At 71.6% G+C, this 15308-nt stretch carries 16 protein-coding genes; 11 read left to right on the top strand and 5 right to left on the bottom strand.

Annotated elements, in window-relative coordinates:
• Positions 1-851 precede the first annotated feature (851 nt).
• The 8 genes from OG206_RS09340 (at position 852) to OG206_RS09305 (ending at position 8504) form a co-directional block, all read left to right on the top strand.
• Positions 852-1088 carry a hypothetical protein gene (locus tag OG206_RS09340; protein ID WP_327114178.1) on the top strand — a complete coding sequence of 79 codons (237 nt, stop codon included), beginning with the start codon at positions 852-854 and terminating at the stop codon, positions 1086-1088.
• A gap of 83 nt (positions 1089-1171) precedes the next feature.
• The gene (locus OG206_RS09335) at positions 1172-1609 is read left to right on the top strand and encodes a phage tail protein (RefSeq protein WP_327114176.1); all 438 of its coding nucleotides are present in this window, start codon (positions 1172-1174) and stop codon (positions 1607-1609) included.
• Between the two features lie 3 nt (positions 1610-1612).
• Positions 1613-2335, top strand: coding sequence for a CIS tube protein (locus OG206_RS09330; RefSeq protein ID WP_327114174.1), 723 nt, complete (start codon positions 1613-1615; stop codon positions 2333-2335).
• Positions 2335-4233: a VgrG-related protein gene (locus tag OG206_RS09325; protein ID WP_327114172.1), complete on the top strand. Its 1899-nt coding sequence runs from the start codon at positions 2335-2337 to the stop codon at positions 4231-4233. The genes OG206_RS09330 and OG206_RS09325 overlap by 1 nt, the downstream gene beginning before the upstream one ends.
• Complete coding sequence (locus OG206_RS09320; protein ID WP_327114170.1) at positions 4233-4676, top strand: GPW/gp25 family protein; 444 nt, start codon at positions 4233-4235, stop codon at positions 4674-4676. Before OG206_RS09325 ends, OG206_RS09320 begins: the two co-directional genes overlap by 1 nt.
• The gene (locus OG206_RS09315) at positions 4676-6634 is read left to right on the top strand and encodes a putative baseplate assembly protein (RefSeq protein ID WP_327114168.1); all 1959 of its coding nucleotides are present in this window, start codon (positions 4676-4678) and stop codon (positions 6632-6634) included. Before OG206_RS09320 ends, OG206_RS09315 begins: the two co-directional genes overlap by 1 nt.
• A 62-nt stretch (positions 6635-6696) precedes the next feature.
• Positions 6697-7296 (top strand): phage tail protein, encoded by a 600-nt coding sequence (locus OG206_RS09310; RefSeq protein WP_327122221.1) that lies wholly within the window; start codon positions 6697-6699, stop codon positions 7294-7296.
• Positions 7293-8504, top strand: a complete 1212-nt coding sequence (locus tag OG206_RS09305) for an NADase-type glycan-binding domain-containing protein (RefSeq protein ID WP_327114165.1) — start codon at positions 7293-7295, stop codon at positions 8502-8504. Before OG206_RS09310 ends, OG206_RS09305 begins: the two co-directional genes overlap by 4 nt.
• Before the next feature lie 167 nt (positions 8505-8671).
• On the opposite strand, the gene OG206_RS09300 is transcribed toward OG206_RS09305, so the two are convergent.
• The 3 genes from OG206_RS09300 to OG206_RS09290 are packed head-to-tail and all read right to left on the bottom strand — an operon-like array spanning position 8672 to position 10322.
• The gene (locus tag OG206_RS09300) at positions 8672-9874 is read right to left on the bottom strand and encodes a M23 family metallopeptidase (RefSeq protein WP_442805941.1); all 1203 of its coding nucleotides are present in this window, start codon (positions 9872-9874) and stop codon (positions 8672-8674) included.
• 26 nt (positions 9875-9900) lie between these two features.
• A complete protein-coding gene (locus OG206_RS09295) occupies positions 9901-10104 on the bottom strand; it encodes a DUF397 domain-containing protein (RefSeq protein WP_327114161.1) in 204 nt (67 codons plus the stop codon).
• Complete coding sequence (locus OG206_RS09290) at positions 10101-10322, bottom strand: Scr1 family TA system antitoxin-like transcriptional regulator (protein WP_327114159.1); 222 nt, start codon at positions 10320-10322, stop codon at positions 10101-10103. Before OG206_RS09290 ends, OG206_RS09295 begins: the two co-directional genes overlap by 4 nt.
• A gap of 400 nt (positions 10323-10722) precedes the next feature.
• Here OG206_RS09290 and OG206_RS09280 point away from each other — a divergent pair, with 400 nt between their 5' ends.
• Positions 10723-11760 carry an NAD(P)/FAD-dependent oxidoreductase gene (locus tag OG206_RS09280; RefSeq protein WP_327114157.1) on the top strand — a complete coding sequence of 346 codons (1038 nt, stop codon included), beginning with the start codon at positions 10723-10725 and terminating at the stop codon, positions 11758-11760.
• Positions 11757-12389 (top strand): SAM-dependent methyltransferase, encoded by a 633-nt coding sequence (locus tag OG206_RS09275; protein WP_327114155.1) that lies wholly within the window; start codon positions 11757-11759, stop codon positions 12387-12389. The genes OG206_RS09280 and OG206_RS09275 overlap by 4 nt, the downstream gene beginning before the upstream one ends.
• A 110-nt stretch (positions 12390-12499) precedes the next feature.
• On the opposite strand, the gene OG206_RS09270 is transcribed toward OG206_RS09275, so the two are convergent.
• On the bottom strand, positions 12500-13114 hold the full coding sequence (locus OG206_RS09270; RefSeq protein ID WP_327114154.1) for a YceI family protein: 615 nt from the start codon (positions 13112-13114) through the stop codon (positions 12500-12502).
• 239 nt (positions 13115-13353) lie between these two features.
• Here OG206_RS09270 and OG206_RS09265 point away from each other — a divergent pair, with 239 nt between their 5' ends.
• Positions 13354-13878 carry a hypothetical protein gene (locus OG206_RS09265; protein WP_327114152.1) on the top strand — a complete coding sequence of 175 codons (525 nt, stop codon included), beginning with the start codon at positions 13354-13356 and terminating at the stop codon, positions 13876-13878.
• Positions 13879-13962: 84 nt separating this feature from the next.
• On the opposite strand, the gene OG206_RS09260 is transcribed toward OG206_RS09265, so the two are convergent.
• Positions 13963-15285, bottom strand: coding sequence for a metal-dependent hydrolase family protein (locus tag OG206_RS09260; protein WP_327114150.1), 1323 nt, complete (start codon positions 15283-15285; stop codon positions 13963-13965).
• Positions 15286-15308 lie beyond the last annotated feature (23 nt).

Genomic DNA, 15308 nt, shown 5'->3' with positions numbered 1-15308 from the left:
CCGTGTCCGTGGCATCGGCCGACGCGCCTTCGGCGTCGCGGACACGGCCCGCGCCGGTCGCCCCGCTGGTGGGTTCCGCACGTCCGGTGACAGCCGCCGGGTTCACGCCGTCGCCGGTGGGGACAGGGCCGGAGTCCCGGGGCGCGGGGGCGGGCAGCGCTCCGGCGCCCGCATCGCCGCGACGCGGCGAGGCCCCGACAGCCGGCGCCTCCTCCGCCGCCGTACGGGCCGCCGCTCCCGGGACATCCACGACCCCGGGCGTCCGTCCGGCAGTACCGCGCTCCCCGCAGGCGCCTGCCCCCGCGCCGAGGAGTGCCCCGACGGCCGTGCGTCTGCGGCGTGTCCGGACCGAGGCCACAGCACGTCCGGCCCCGGGGCCCACCGGTAGCGCCGACGCACGCCGGCCCGCGGTACAACGTGCCGCGGCGCCGTCGCCGTCGCCTGTGCCGTCCGCCGCCGTCCGCAGGCAGCCCCTGACAACCGCCGGCCCCGCCGGTTCCGTCGCCGCCGCCACCACGGCGCCCGCCCCTGCGCGGCCCGGCGGCAGCCAAGGACACCGTCTCGACGGCGCCGCCACGGCCTTCCCGGTCGTTCAGCGCGCCGCGTCCCTGCCCGCGTCAGGGCCGCCCCTCCCCGGAACCCCCCAGGGCCCGGCCGCCCACGCACCCGGAACCTCGAATGCCCGTGCCGCCTCTGCGGACCGGCCGGTCCGGAGCCCCGTCGTGCCGCTGTCGCCGGGCCGGACCGCTCCGCCCGCCGCGCTCCCCGTGCAGCGCGCGCCGGCGGTCGCGTCCGCGCGGCCCTCGCCGCTCCCGTCTCCCGTACGGACCCCGGCACCTGCCCCCGCGCGCGTGACCGCACCTCCCCGGGCCACGTCCGTCGCGGTGCAACGGACCGGGGGCGGTGGCGCGGCCTCCGCGGACCGGCCCGCGCCCTCGGTGACGAGCCGGTTCGCACCGCGCGAGCTGAAGGAGGACCAGGTGGCGGAACTGGTCCACCGGCTGATCGGGCCGATGACCCGGCTGCTGCGCACCGAGCTACGACTCGACCGAGAACGGATCGGCAGACTGCGCGACCCACGCCACTGACGGGCCCCGAGCCCGCGCCCGTACGTCCCGCCCCCGGGAACCCCGCCCCGACCGCACGTGGAACCGCAGGAAGGCCCCACCCGATGCCCCAGGAACTCGACGCAGGCTCCACCATCTTCTTCAACCTCACCATCGACGGTGAGAGCCTGGGCAACTTCAACGGCTGCGAAGGGCTCTCCTCCCAGGTCGAGATCGAGCAGCGGCAGGAGGGCGGCAACAACGGATTCGTCTGGCAACTGCCCTCCCGTATCACCTTCTCCAACATCACGCTGACCCGGCCACTCACCGAGGAGACCGCGAAGGTGGCGGAGTGGATCTCCTCCGTGACCACCGGCGTCACCCGGCCCACCGGGCAGATCGCCGCACTGCGCGCGGACGGCTCGACCGTCGCCCAGTGGGGACTGATCGACGTACTCCCCGTGAGCTGGCGCGGTCCTTCCTTCGACCCGGCGAACCCCGCCGTGGCCACCGAGGTCCTGGAGATCGCCCATCACGGATTCACGGACGCGGGGGCGGCGTAGCCGATGAACCTCGCCAACTTCGGTATCGGCGACAGCCTGGTGCGGGCGACGCTCGCCATCCACCAGCCGCCGATCGGCAGCAGCACCAAGCCCGGCGCGCTCATGAAGACGTTCAATTTCGACTTCAATCCGTCCCAGCTGTCGCTCACCCGCAGGGCTCAGTGGAAGACCACGCCCACCGCCGCGGTGCGGGACGGCGCCGTCCCGGAGTTCATGGGGCCCGAGCCCCGGGAGATGACGGTGGAGATCTTCCTCGACCGCTCCGACGACCCGGACAGCAACGACGTGCGCAAGAAGGTGGAAGCCCTCTTCTCCTGCTGCGAGACGACCACCGCGAGCATCGCGGCGAATCAGCCGTCGACCCCGTGGGTGGTCTTCGAGTGGGGTGCCTTCTCCACCGCACGCTTCAACGCGTACGTCAGTTCCGTGGAGGCCCAGTACACCCTGTTCAACACCAACGGTATGCCGATCCGGGCCGTCTGCCAGGTGAACCTGCACGAGATCCCGAGCAGCACCCCGGGCCAGAACCCCACTTCCGGCGCGCTCACCACCCGCCGGGTGCACCGGGTCGTGGCCGGTGACTCGCTCCCGCTCCTCGCATGGCGCGAGTACGGCGACGCCACCGTGTGGCGCACGATCGCCGAGGCCAACGGCATCGACGACCCGAAGGCACTGACGCCCGGCGTCGAGCTGATGCTTCCCGCCGCCGAAGAGGTCGGCGCCTGATGTCCGACATCGGCTTCTCCAACATCCTCACGGTGCAGATCGCCGGCACGAAGCTCAAGTCCCCGGAGAACACGAAACTGGTGGCGGGCCGGGTCGACTTCGGTGCCGGGGTACCCGGCGCGTTCCATCTCACCTTCCGTGACGACAAGAAGGACATCCTCGCCAGGCTGAACGTCGAGATAGGCGTGCCCGTGGTCATCGCGCCCCTCTCCGACGGCAAGGGCACGCCTCTGATCACCGGAGAGGTCACCGCTCTGGAGACCGACTACGACCGCACCGGGACCTTCACGGTCATCCGCGGTTACGACAAGGGCCACCGCATGCTCCGGCAGCGCAGGGTCGCGGCGTACAAGAACAAGACCGCCACCGAGATCGCCGTCGAACTCGCCCGCAAGAGCGGCATTCCGGTGGGGAAGACCCAGCGGACCAAGGGGCAGTACGAGTTCATCAGCCAGGCCAACGTCACCGACTGGGACTTCGTCCAGCGGCTCGCGGACGAGAACGAGATGGTGATGTCCATCAGCTCGAAGGGCAGGTTCCAGTTCGTCAAGCGGCAGCAGGCGGCGTCGGCGCCCCCGGAGAGCACGCCCGGCGCACAGAGCGCCCTCCTCCTGAAGGGCGGCGAGGAGATCCTTCGCTGCCGCGCGGCGGTCACCTCGGCCGACCAGGTGACCGCTGTCGAGGCGCGCGGCTGGAACGTCACCACCAAGCAGCCCCTGGTCTCCAAGGCACCCGCTCTGGACAACCCGGGCTTCGCCATCGGTACGACGCCGTCCGAGGTCTCCAAGACGTTCGGCAAGGCCGAACTCGTCGTGACGGACACGCCCTACGACAAGCTCGACGAGGTCAAGCACGCCGCCGACGCCGTGGCGGACGACGTGACCTCCTCCTTCGCCGAAGTGGAGATCACGGCGCGCGGCAACACCGAACTGCGACCCGGCGTCGCCGTCACACTCAAGGACGTCGGCAAGCCGTTCCAGGGCAAGTACACGGTCACCGCCGCCCGCCACACCTTCGGCGACCAGGAGCACTACGAGACGTTCCTGAACGTCAGCGGGCGTCAGTGGCGGTCGCTGTACGGGCTCACCTCCGGGGGTGGCGGGGCCGGGCCCTCCGGGCTGCCGAGCGTCGCGAACGCACTGGTCACCGACATCAAGGACCCGCTGAGGCAGGGAAGGGTCAAGCTGAGGTTCCCGTGGCTCGACGACATGTACGTCAGCGACTGGACCCGCACCGTCCAGCTCGGCGGGACCAAGGGCGGCAGCATGATCTCCCCGGACGTGGACGACGAGGTGCTGGTGGCGTTCGACCGCGGCGCCCTCGACCACCCGTACGTCATCGGCGGCCTCTACAACGGCGTCGACAAGCCGGACCCCGTCGACGTGCCGGTGTACGACCCCACGCGCGGCAAGGTCACCCGGCGCACCCTGTCCGACCGCAGCAACAACCGTATCGACCTGCTCGACCAGAGCGTCGGCCTCAAGCGCGGGGTGCGGCTCTCCACCGGCGACAACCGGCTCACGATCAATCTGGACCGGACGAAGACCGAGATCGTCGTGGACAGCAAGGGCAAGGTCTCCATCCGGGGGTCCGGCGCCGTGGCCGTCAACGCGGGCGGCAGTCTCTCGCTGAACGCGGTGGGCTCCCTGACGATCCGCAGCGGCGGACCGATGAGCATCAACGCGGCGAGCGCCCTCTCCGTCAAGACGGGCGGTGTCACGTCCGTGACCTCCGGCGGGGCGCTCAACATGACGGCCGCCGCCGCCATGTCGCTCACCGCGGGGATGTCACTCCAGCTCACCGCGGCCATCAACATCGGCCTGCAGGCAGCCACGATCAAGTCCACCGGCATCCTCACCTCCAACATGAAGCCGGTGCTGACGGTAGGAGGAGTCTGATGGCGGAACAGTTCGTCGGCTCCGGATGGGCCTTCCCGCTGCGCATCAGCCCCACCGGCGGCATCGCCCTGGTCAGCGGGGAACGCGAGGTCGAGGAGGCCATCCGGCTCGTCCTCTCGACGGCGCCCGGCGAACGGCCGATGCGCCCCGAATTCGGCTGCGCCATCCACGACATGGTGTTCGCCCCCGTCAACGAGGCCACCGCGGGCCGGATCCAGCACGAGGTGCACAGCTGCCTGGACCGCTGGGAACCGCGCATCGAGGTGGATGACGTCACGGTGACCGCCGGCGAGGAGCAGGGCGTGCTCTTCATCGACGTCCGCTACTCGATCACGGGCACCAACAACCCGCGCAGCCTGGTCTTCCCCTTCTACGTGATCCCCTCCCACGACGGGCCCGAGGGGTCCGGCACGTCCGACGAGCACCTTGGAAGCGACCGCTGATGGCACTGCCCTCCCCGAACCTCGACGACCGGCGCTTCCAGCAGTTCGTCGACGACGCCAAGCGCTACATCCAGCAGCGCGCCCCCGAGTGGACCGACCACAATGTCTCCGACCCGGGCGTGACCCTCGTCGAGACGGTCGCCCACATGGCCGACCAGATCGTCTACCGGCTCAACCGGGTGCCCGAGAAGAACCACCTCGCGTTCCTGGACCTCATCGGGATCACGCTCTTCCCTCCGTCCGCGGCGCGCGCCGATGTCACGTTCTGGCTGTCGGCGCCGCAGCAGCAGCCCGTCGTGCTGGCGACGGGCACCGAGGTCGCCACGGTCCGGACCCAGACCGAGGACGCGGTGGTCTTCGCCACCGAGCGCGAACTCACCGTGATCCCGTGCGAGTTGGCCTACCTCGTGGTCCAGCGGTCCGGTCAGGAAGCGGTCGACCGCACGTCGGACCTCGCCGAGTCCAAGGACGTGCAGTGCTTCACGGAGGCTCCGGGCCCCGGTGACCGCATGCTGTTCGGGCTCAGCGCCGCCGTACCGGAGTGTGTGGTCGTCCTGGAGCTGGACAGCCAGGTGGACGGTGTCGGCGTCGACCCCAGGCAGCCACCGCTCGCCTGGGAGGCGTGGACGGCGGACGGCTGGGTCGCCTGCGACGTCGACCGGGACACCACCGGTGGGCTCAACCGCCCCGGCGAGGTCGTGCTGCACGTCCCGGGCGGCCACGCGCTCTCCCGCACCGGGCGGCGTGAGGCCGGCTGGCTGCGGTGCCGGGTCACCGAGCCGGAACAGGGCCAGCCCTTCTACACCACCTCGCCCACCATCCGCTCGGCCGAGGCGTTCAGCATCGGCGGCACCACCGGCGTCGTGCACGCCGAGACGGTGCGGGACGAAGCGCTGGGAGAGTCCACCGGACTGCCCGGACACCGGCTGAGGCTGGCCAACAGCCCCGTCGTCGGCGACGCGCAGCCGCTGCTCCTCCAGGTCGCCGAGCGGGACGGCTGGGTCGACTGGGAGACGGTCGGTCACTTCGCGGCCTCGGGCCCGGCGGACCGGCACATCACCCTGGACGCGACCACCGGCGAGATCGCCTTCGGCCCGTCCGTCCGCGAACAGGACGGCACTCTGCGTCAGTACGGGGCCGTGCCGCCCAAGGGCGCGCCCATCCGGGCCCGCCGCTACCGTACGGGCGGCGGAAAGGCGGGCAACGTCGCCAGGGGAGCCATCCAGGTGCTCCGCGACTCCGTTCCGTACGTCTCCGACGTCGTCAACCGGGAGGCCGCGCGCGGTGGGGTCGACGGCGAGACCGTCGACGAGGCGAAGCGCCGGGCGCCCATCGCGCTGAGCGCGCAGGACCGCGCGGTGACCCTGCGGGACTACGAGGAACTCGCGCGGCGCGCGGCACCCGAGACCGCGCGTATCACCTGCCTCGCGGCCGAGCCGGACGAGCACGGTGCGCACGCCGTACGGGTGCTGGTCGTCCCGCAGGCCGTGACCGACCCGGGCGGCCGGCTGCGCTTCGAGCAACTCGTTCCCGGAGACGCACTTCTGGGGCGCATCACCCGGTACCTGGACGAGCGGCGTCTGATCGGCACCCGGCTGGCGGTCGGGCCGCCCTTCTACCAGGGAGTGACGGTCGTCGCGACGGTGCACGCCTTCCGCGGCACGGACACCGACCGGGTCAGGCGGCAGGCGCACGACGCCCTGTACCGCCATCTCGACCCGCTGACCGGGGGCGCCCACGGCACGGGCTGGCCCTTCGGCCGTCCGGTGCAGGCGGGTGAGGTGTTCGCGGTGCTGCAACGGGTGCCCGGCGTCGAGCTTGTGGACGAGGTGCTGCTGCACCCGGCCGACCCGCTCAGCGGCAAACGCGGGGACCCCACGGAGCGGATCGATCTCGAAGCCCCCGCGCTCGTCTTCTCGTTCGACCATCGCGTCCGGGTGATCGGGGACGCCTCGTGACCGCGAGCGGGAGCACGCGCGGCTCCGTCGACGGACTCGGATCATCGGCTCCGCTGGGCGTGATGCTGCCGGCGGTGTTCGCGGACGACGACCTCGCCCAGCGGTTCGTCGCCGGTATCGACGAGGTCATCGCGCCGCTGCACAACGTGCTCGACTGTCTGGACGCCTACTTCACGCCGTCGCTCGCGCCCGCGGACTTCACCCGCTGGCTCGGCAGCTGGGTGGGTGCGGAGACCGAAGGGCCGGACACGGCCGGGCGCGCCGACGGACCCGAGGGCCGGAAGCTCGCGGATGCCCCGCTCACCGCACCGTCCACCGGCCGTCCGCGGGACACGGAGGCGACGGTCGCCCTGCGCGCCGCGGTGACCGCCGCCGTACGGCTCCACCGTATCCGCGGCACCCGGCGCGGCCTCTCCGAGGCGATACGGCTCGCCTTCGGCGTGGAGCCGGAGATCACCGAGAGCGGAGCGGCCGCCTGGGACGCCAGGCCCCTGGGCCCGGTCCCGGGCGAGAGCCGCCCGCACCTGCACGTCACCGTACGGCTGCCGGAGCCCGGCCCCGCCGCCGAACACCGGCTGGAGCGCCTCGTAGCGGCAGCTCGCCCCGCCCATATGCCTTACACGGTCCGTGTGACCGCCGCCGAAAGGACTTCCGACAGGTGACCAGTCAGCAGGCTTCCCCCACCACACCACCTTCCTCCGGGGACACCGGCGACACGGGTAACGCGCCGCGCCACTGCGCTGAGTGCGGCACGCGGCCGACCCCGGGGCAGTCCTTCTGTGACGACTGCGGTGCGGTGCTGAGCTGGACCCCGGACACTTCGGGGCCGGATACGCCGGCCGGTGCCGGGAGCTCGGACCCGGTGCGCGAACCCGCACGTGCCGATGCGCCGACGGCGGCGCCCGAAGAGGACGACACCCTGCCCGCGATGCCGCCGCTCTCCGCCACGCAGGCGGCCGCGACCCCGGACCCGGACGCGAGTGCGCGGGCCAGGGCGCTGCTCGTACCGGTCGCCGACCAGCGTGCCGCACCGGCCCCGGAGGTCGTCCCGGTGCTCCCCGGCGTGCCCGCCGCGGCACGCCCCCGGGTCAACGCTCCGAGCGGTGAGCCGGCCGACGACACGGGCGCCCCGTGCCCGTGGTGCGAAGTCGGCAACCGCCCCGACCGGCACTTCTGCCGACGCTGCGGCATGTCCCTCGCCGAGCGCCCCGGTGTCCCGGAGGCCCGGCGCCCCTGGTGGCGCCGGATGCGGGACTTCGGCAACGGCCCCGCGCCGTGGGCGGGTGACCGGCCCAGGCTGCGCCGGGGCATCGGCCGCATCTTCACCTGGGTCGCGTACGGCCTCGCGCTCGGGCTGGTGATCTACGCGGTGTTCAACGTGAGTACGCCGTGGAACGCCGCACGCGACCACTTCGCGAAGCGGGCCCAGATCAGCCCGGATTCCGTCGTGGCCTCTCGCTCCTTCGGCGGCCATCCCCCGAAGGCGGTCCTCGACAAGATCAACAACAGCTGGTGGGGCCCCGGCGTCTCACAGTCCGCCGAGGGCGAGTGGGTCGAGGCGCGCTTCCAGGAGCCCACCCGACTTCTGGACATCCTCATCACCTCCGGCATCTCCACCAGGCCTTCCGACCTCTCCGAGGCCGCGCTGCCGCACCGCATGGACGCGGTCGTCACCACGGCCGACGGGAAGAAGACCACGCGCCACATCACACTCGACCAGATCAGCGGTCCCCAGAGGAGGAAGTTCCGGGCGCAGAACGTCGTCAGCGTGCGCTTCGTCATTCGTTCGGCGTTCAACGTGGGTGCGGACAAGCAGGTTTCGATAGCCGAGATCGAGTTCTTCACCCGCGCCACCACCAGCGGCACGTAGGGCCCGGGCCACGCCGTTCCCGCACCGCCTCCTCGGCCGCTCCTCGGAGCGTCACGTCGAGGAGGCGGTCGCGTTCAGCCGGCGGCGTTCGGCCGGGTCGGGCCGGAGCCCCCTTGGCCCGTGCACCACCGGGCCGGTGGACGGCGGCGTCTCTCCCGGGCACGTCCTCAGAGGATCAGGCCCTTGGCGCGCAGATACGGGACGGGGGAGATGTCGGACCCGAACGCGGGCCCCCTGCGGATCTCGAAGTGCAGATGCGGCCCCGTGGCGTTGCCCGTCTCGCCGGACCAGCCGACGAGTGTGCCGCCCTGGACGCTCTGGCCGACGACCGCCTTCACCTCGGAGAGGTGGGCGTACTGGCTGAACGTTCCGTCCTCGTGGCGGATGACGACCTGGTTGCCGTAGTCACCGCCGGCCCCGGCCGTGACGACCTCGCCGGGGCCGATGGCCTCGACCGGCGTTCCGGTGGGGACCACGAAGTCGACGCCGGTGTGCAGGCCGGTGGACCAGGCGGAACCCTGCTGGTGGTACGGGGTGCCGGCGGGTCCCTCGACGGGCAGGGTCCAGCCGCCGGACACGTCGCCGCCGACCGGGACGACCATCTTCGGGTAGGACTTCATGACGGCCTTGACGTAGTCGTACGTCTCACCGTCCGCTCCGCTCGCGCGCGGCACACCGCCGTACTTCTCGACGGTGCTCCAGCTCACGCGGTATCCGGCCAGGGCCAGTTCCAGGGGCGTGCCCCGGTAGCCGGGATGGTTCTTCGCGGTCCGCAGGAGTTCGCACATCTTCCTGCCCTGGGCCGGTACGGCGTCCGCCGGGTCCCACACGTCCTTGACACCGTCGTTGTTGCCGTCGATCCCGTCGGCCGCCCAGTCGGCGTCGGAGAACTGCGCGATGCCCCTGGTGACGGGCCGTTCCGCCTGTGCCACACCGGGCAGATCCTCACTCGAGGAGGCTTCGCCCGGGCCGGGTCCGGTGGCATGTTCCTCGCGGGAGGGGGCTGCTTCCACCGGCTTCCCGCCGGTTTCCGCGTCCTTTGCCCGCTGTTCGTCACTGCGCGGATCCGTCAGCGAGCCCTCGTCGTCCGCCGGTCCGTCGGCCGCGACCGACCTGGCCCGCGGGTCGAAGTTGCTCTCCCGCTTCAACTGCGCCGCCAGCAGGGGCGCGGTGAGCAGCTTCTCGTCGCAGTCCGCCGCGGCGTCGCGCAGGAGCTTCGCGTACAGGGCGGGAACGCCGACATCGCCCGCCTTCAACGCGGTGCCCATCGGGGCGGGGACGTCTCCGCCGGCCGCCTCGCTGTCGTCGAACGACCCGAGCAGTACCGCCCCCAACCCGATCGACAACGGAGTCACCACGACCCCGACCATGACCGGCACCATCCAGCGAGCGATCCTCACAGGCCCGACACTCCAGCGGCGCTCAGGAACGCGGCCCAGGCGGCCGGGGGCACGGTGACCACGGGGCCGTCGGTGACCTTGGAGTCGCGGATGTGCACGGCGGCGGGGTGGGCGGAGACCTCGACGAAGTTGCCGCCCTGGTCACTGCTGTGGCTGGACTTGAACCACGAGAGATTCGTGCCGTGTGCCGCGCGAGTCATGACGCTCCAAGCAGGTCGTCCAGTAGGCGCGCGCTGTTCTCGACGGAAAGCGCCTGCGAACGCAGCATCCCATATTTCTGGTGGAGGACACTGACGGTATCCGGATCGTCGTGGAGCACGCTGGTCAACTGCGCTTCCACATAGGCCAGGTGGTCGTGATCCGGCGTCTCCAGCAGGACCATCGGGCCGGCCAGGCCGCCGTGTTCGGGAAGCTTCATGGGCATGATCTGCAGTCCGAGGAAGGGAGTTCCATACTCTCCCGCAGGCGCCGGATCTGGTCCCGCCGCGTGCCGGGGTGCCCGATCTCGCTGCGAAGAATGCTCTCTTCCAGGATGAAGTTCGTGTCCTCGCCGAGATTCCGCATGCAGCTGACCTGGAAGGACGCGCTCCGCGCCGAGGTCCACGACAGCGCGGGCGGTGAGGTCCGCGAGGCGTCCGGCCCCGCCCCGTACGCGGAGTACGGACGCGGCCTGCTCCGTCGGAGTGCTCGCCGACGCCTGGGGGATGGGAGAGCGGAGTCCGGGCAAGACGGTCTGGTGCGAGTTTGCCGGATCGGCAAGCAAGTTTGTCGAACCGGAACGCCGGGCGCACCATCTCCCGTAACAGGAGGTGATTCGCATGAGCGAGACGAACCAGCGGTACGACGTCGTGGTCATCGGTGGCGGGGCCGCCGGGCTGAGCGGAGCCCTGGCCCTTTCCCGGGCACGGCGCTCCGTGCTCGTGATCGACTCGGGCAGCCCGCGCAACGCACCCGCGTCCCACGTGCACAACTACCTGGGCCGGGAGGGCGCCCCGCCCGCGGAGCTGCTGGCCATCGGCCGGGCGGAGGCGGCTGACTACGGCGCCAGGATCGAGCGGGGCGAGGTGGTCGCGGCGGAGAAGCTCGCCGACGGCTTCCGGGTCGTACGGGAGGACGGGAGCGCCGTCGGGGCCCGCCGCCTCCTCGTGACGACCGGACTCGTCGACGAGCTGCCCGCTGTCGAGGGGCTGGCCGAGCGCTGGGGCAACGAGGTGCTGCACTGCCCGTACTGCCACGGCTGGGAGGTGCGGGACCGGCCGGTCGGCGTTCTGGCGGTCAGCCCCATGGCCGTCCATCAGGCCCTCCTCTGGCGGCAGTGGACCGACGACGTGGTGCTGTTCCGCCACGAGCAGCCCGACTTCACCGACGAGGACTACGAGCAGCTGGCCGCCCGGGGTGTCCCGGTGGCGGAGGGCGTGGTGGCCGGGCTGGAGGTGGCCGACGACCGGCTCACCGGTGTGCGGCTGGCCGGGGGCACGGTGATCCCCCGGGAGGCGGTCGTCGTCCAGCCTCGTTTCACCGCGCGGTCGGCGGTCCTGGAGACCCTCGGGCTGGTGCCCACCGACATGGTGATGGGCGACCACGTCGTCGGCAGTTACATCGCGGCAGACCCCACAGGCGCCACCGATGTGCCCGGGGTGTGGGTGGCCGGTAACGTCGCCAACCTCATGGAGCAGGTCGTCGGCGCGGCCGCCGCGGGGCTCAAGGCGGCATCGATGATCAACATGGACCTCGTCACCGAGGACACCACCCGCGCGGTCGCAAAACGCCGCGCCCCCTTCTCGGCCGAGGCCGAGCGCCGGGTCACCGAGCGCGTGCTCGGCGACCGCCGTCACGGACTGCAGGAGACACGATGACCACGGACAGCACCAGGACCGACGCCGAGATGTGGGACGACCGGTACCGGGAGAGCGACCGGATCTGGAGCGGGAAGCCCAACACGGTCCTGGTGCGTGAGGTGGAGGGCCTGAAGCCGGGGCGTGCCCTCGACCTCGGCTGCGGTGAGGGGGCCGACGCGGTCTGGCTCGCACGGGGTGGCTGGCAGGTCACCGCGACCGACATCTCGCGCGTCGCCCTGGAGCGGGCGGCGGTGCACGCGGCCGACGCCGGTGTCGCGGACCGGGTCGACTGGCAGTGGCACGACCTGGGGGCCACGTTCCCGGCGGGGGAGTACGACCTGGTCTCCGCGCAGTTCCTGCACTCCATGGGGGACCTGCCGCGCGAACGAATCCTGCGGCGGGCCGCGGCGGCCGTCGCACCCGGTGGTGTGCTCCTGATCGTCGGGCACGCGGGCTTCCCGTCCTGGGACCACGGCCACGCGGACATGGAGCTGCCGACGACGGACGAGGTGCTCGCCTCCCTCGAACTCCCGGACGGGGAGTGGGAGGTGCTGCTCAGCGGGGAGCACGAGCGGGTCCAGGACGACCCCGACGGGAACCCCACCACGCGGACGGACAACGCGCTGAAGGTCCGCCGCGCGCGGTGATTCCCTGCCCGCCCGCGGGGGTGCTCGATCCGGCCGTCCTCCGTGCACGCCGAGCGCCCGCCGTCCTCCCCCGGAAGGGAGGGCCGGCGGGCGCGCTCGGTTCGGACGGGTCAGGCCTGCGGGGCGGCCTTGATGGCGGAGATGTCGAAGTTCAGCTTGACCTTGTCGCTGACCATGACGCCGCCGGTCTCCAGCGCGGCGTTCCAGGTCAGGCCCCAGTCGGACCGCAGGATGTCGGCACTGCCCTCGAAGCCGACGCGCTCGTTGCCGTAGGGGTCGGTGGCGGAGCCGTTGAACTCCAGGTCGATGGCGAGCGGACGGGTGACGTCCTTGATCGTCAGGTCGCCGGTGACGCGGTAGGAGTCGCCGCCGAGCTGTTCCGCGTGCGTGGAGCGGAAGGTCATGAGGGGGAACTTCTCGGCGTCGAAGAAGTCGCCGCTGACCAGGTGGCCGTCGCGGTCGGCGATGCCGGTGTCGACGCTGGAGATCTGGACGTCGATGGAAGCGGTGGAAGCGGCCGGGTCGGCACCGTCCAGCGTGAGCGTGCCCTCGTGCTCACCGAAGGAGCCGCGCACGTTCGTGACCATGGCGTGGCGCACGGTGAAACCGATGCTGCTGTGGCTCGGGTCGATCGTGTAGGTGCCGGTCAGCGCGGCCAGCGCCGGGTCCACGGCGAGGGTGGCGGTGGTGGACGGGGCGGTGTTCTTGCGGTTGAACAGGGCCATGGCTTCTCCTGGGGGCGGATTCCGACGTGTTCTGTACGACAGACCGTCGAAGTGATGGTTGAACCTTCAACGAGGTGTGACTGTAGCGGCTTCTTGTTCAATGTTCAACATCAAGGGTCCAGGCCCGTCCGAAAATCGCGGTCCGTGTCGCGAAGTCGCCGCTGCCCCCTGGCAGACGCGCGTAGAACTCGGGCACTATCTCCCTGCCCGAAAATTGTCATGAGCAGGAGGATTCCCCCATGCTGACCCGTCCCAGACTCCGCTCGGCCCTGACCGCTCTGGCCCTCGTCCTCGGCGCGCTCTTCGCGCCCGGCGTCGGCGTCCTCGGCGGCGGTGCGACCGAGGCGCACGCGGCCACCAAGCTCACCCACTCCCAGGCGACCGCCCGCTTCAGCTCCTCCGGCATCACATGGTCGTCCTCGGGCGGGTGTTCCAACCGGAACGTCTCCACCTGCACCTCCTTCGACCAGCTCAACCTCGCCACGGCCCAGGGCGCCCAGACGCTGAAGAGCGCCACGGGCTGCGCACTCAACATCACCGGGGGCACCGAGACCGGCCACGCCAGTGGCACGTACTCGCACTGGAACGGCTACAAGCTCGACTTCGGCAAGACCACGTGCCTGACGAACTACGTGAAGGGCGTGTTCAGCTACATCGGCCTGCGCGGCGACGGTGCGCCCCAGTACAAGTCCGGATCGGGCAACATCTACGCGGACGAGGGCAACCACTGGGACGTGACGTACTACAACTGCGGCGGCTGCTGACGCACCGGGAACCCCGCACGACGGTGCCCCCGTTCCGGTCGGAGCTGGGGCACCCCGCGCCGCACCCCGCGCCGTGCGTTCGGGTCAGTGCAGGAGCGCGGGAAGGACGCCCGTGCCGAGGACACCGGCCCGGTCGATGGCGATCCGCCCCTCCTTCACCACCGCCAGGATGTGGGAGGGCTCGCCGAGTGCCGCGATGTCGGTCAGGGGATCGACGTCCGTGACCACGAGGTCGGCGGCCTTGCCGGCCTCCAGCGTGCCGGTCAGCTCGCCGACACCGCACAGCCGGGCGGCCTCGCCGGTCGCCGAGACGATCGCGGCCATCGGGGTCAGCCCCCCGAGGTCCACCAGCAGCCCGAGCTCCCGGAGGTTCTGGCCGTGCCCCACCGCCAGACCGCTGTCCGTACCCATCGCGATACGGACGCCCGCCGCGGCCGACCGGGCCACTGACTCCTGGGCGATCCGGTGCCAGCGCACCCCCTTCTCGTACGCGGAGGGCGAGGTCCGCGCCGGGTCGAGGTCCTGCGTCGTCTCCAGCAGGGTCGGTACGAGGTACTGGCCCCGGTCCACCATTTCCGCCCTCAGGTCGTCGTCCAGGGCGTAACCGTGCTCGACGCTGGTGACCCCCGACCGCACGGCCGCCTCGATGCCGGGACGCCCGATGGCGTGCGCGGCGACCGGGAGGCCGCCGTAGGCCCCGGCCTCCTCGACCGCCGCCCTGATCATCTCCGGCCGCAGGCCCAGCCAGTCCGGCTGGTCGTGGGGAGAGGTGACGCCACCGCTGGTGGCCAGCTTGACGCAGTCGGTGCCCGCCGCGACGAGGTCACGGACTCTGGCCCGCATGTCGTCGACGGACCCGACCAGGCTGGGCGGGGTCTCCGGGAAGGTGACGGCGACCGCGAGTCCGTCGATCCCCGAGGCAAGAGTGAAGTCGGCATGACCGGCCCGCTGGCTGAGCATGGTGACGGAGACCAGCAGCCGGGGCCCGGCGATCCTCCGCTCCGCGACGGCCTGCCGGAATCCGGCGTCCAGGCCCATCAGGTCCCGCGCTGTCGTCACCCCGTTCTCCAGCGTGACGCGCAGCCGGTCCAGCACCTTCAGCGTCCGGTAGGTCGGCAGCTCGTACAGGCCCTGGAGGGGATTGCCCGCGGGGCCCGGCAGGGCGAAGTGCACATGGGCGTCGATGAAACCGGGACACACGGTCCGTCCGCCCAGGCCCAGCCGTCCGGCCGGTGGGAGGTCCGCCGGCAGCAGTGCGGCAGGGCCGGCCCACCGGATCGTCGTTCCCTCGATCAGCAGCGCGGCATCCGGTACGGGCGCGGCCCCCGTTCCGTCGATCAGGCGCAGGTCCCGGAGGAGTACCAGGTCACCGGTGTCTCCGGCGGGCGATTCGTCGGGTGAGGGCATCTCACCACGGTCCGCCCCGTGGC

The organism is Streptomyces sp. NBC_01341, from assembly GCF_035946055.1.
Classification (GTDB): Bacteria; Actinomycetota; Actinomycetes; order Streptomycetales; family Streptomycetaceae; genus Streptomyces.
Note: the sequence above shows the minus strand (reverse complement) of the source record. Positions and strands in the feature narration are given on the sequence as shown.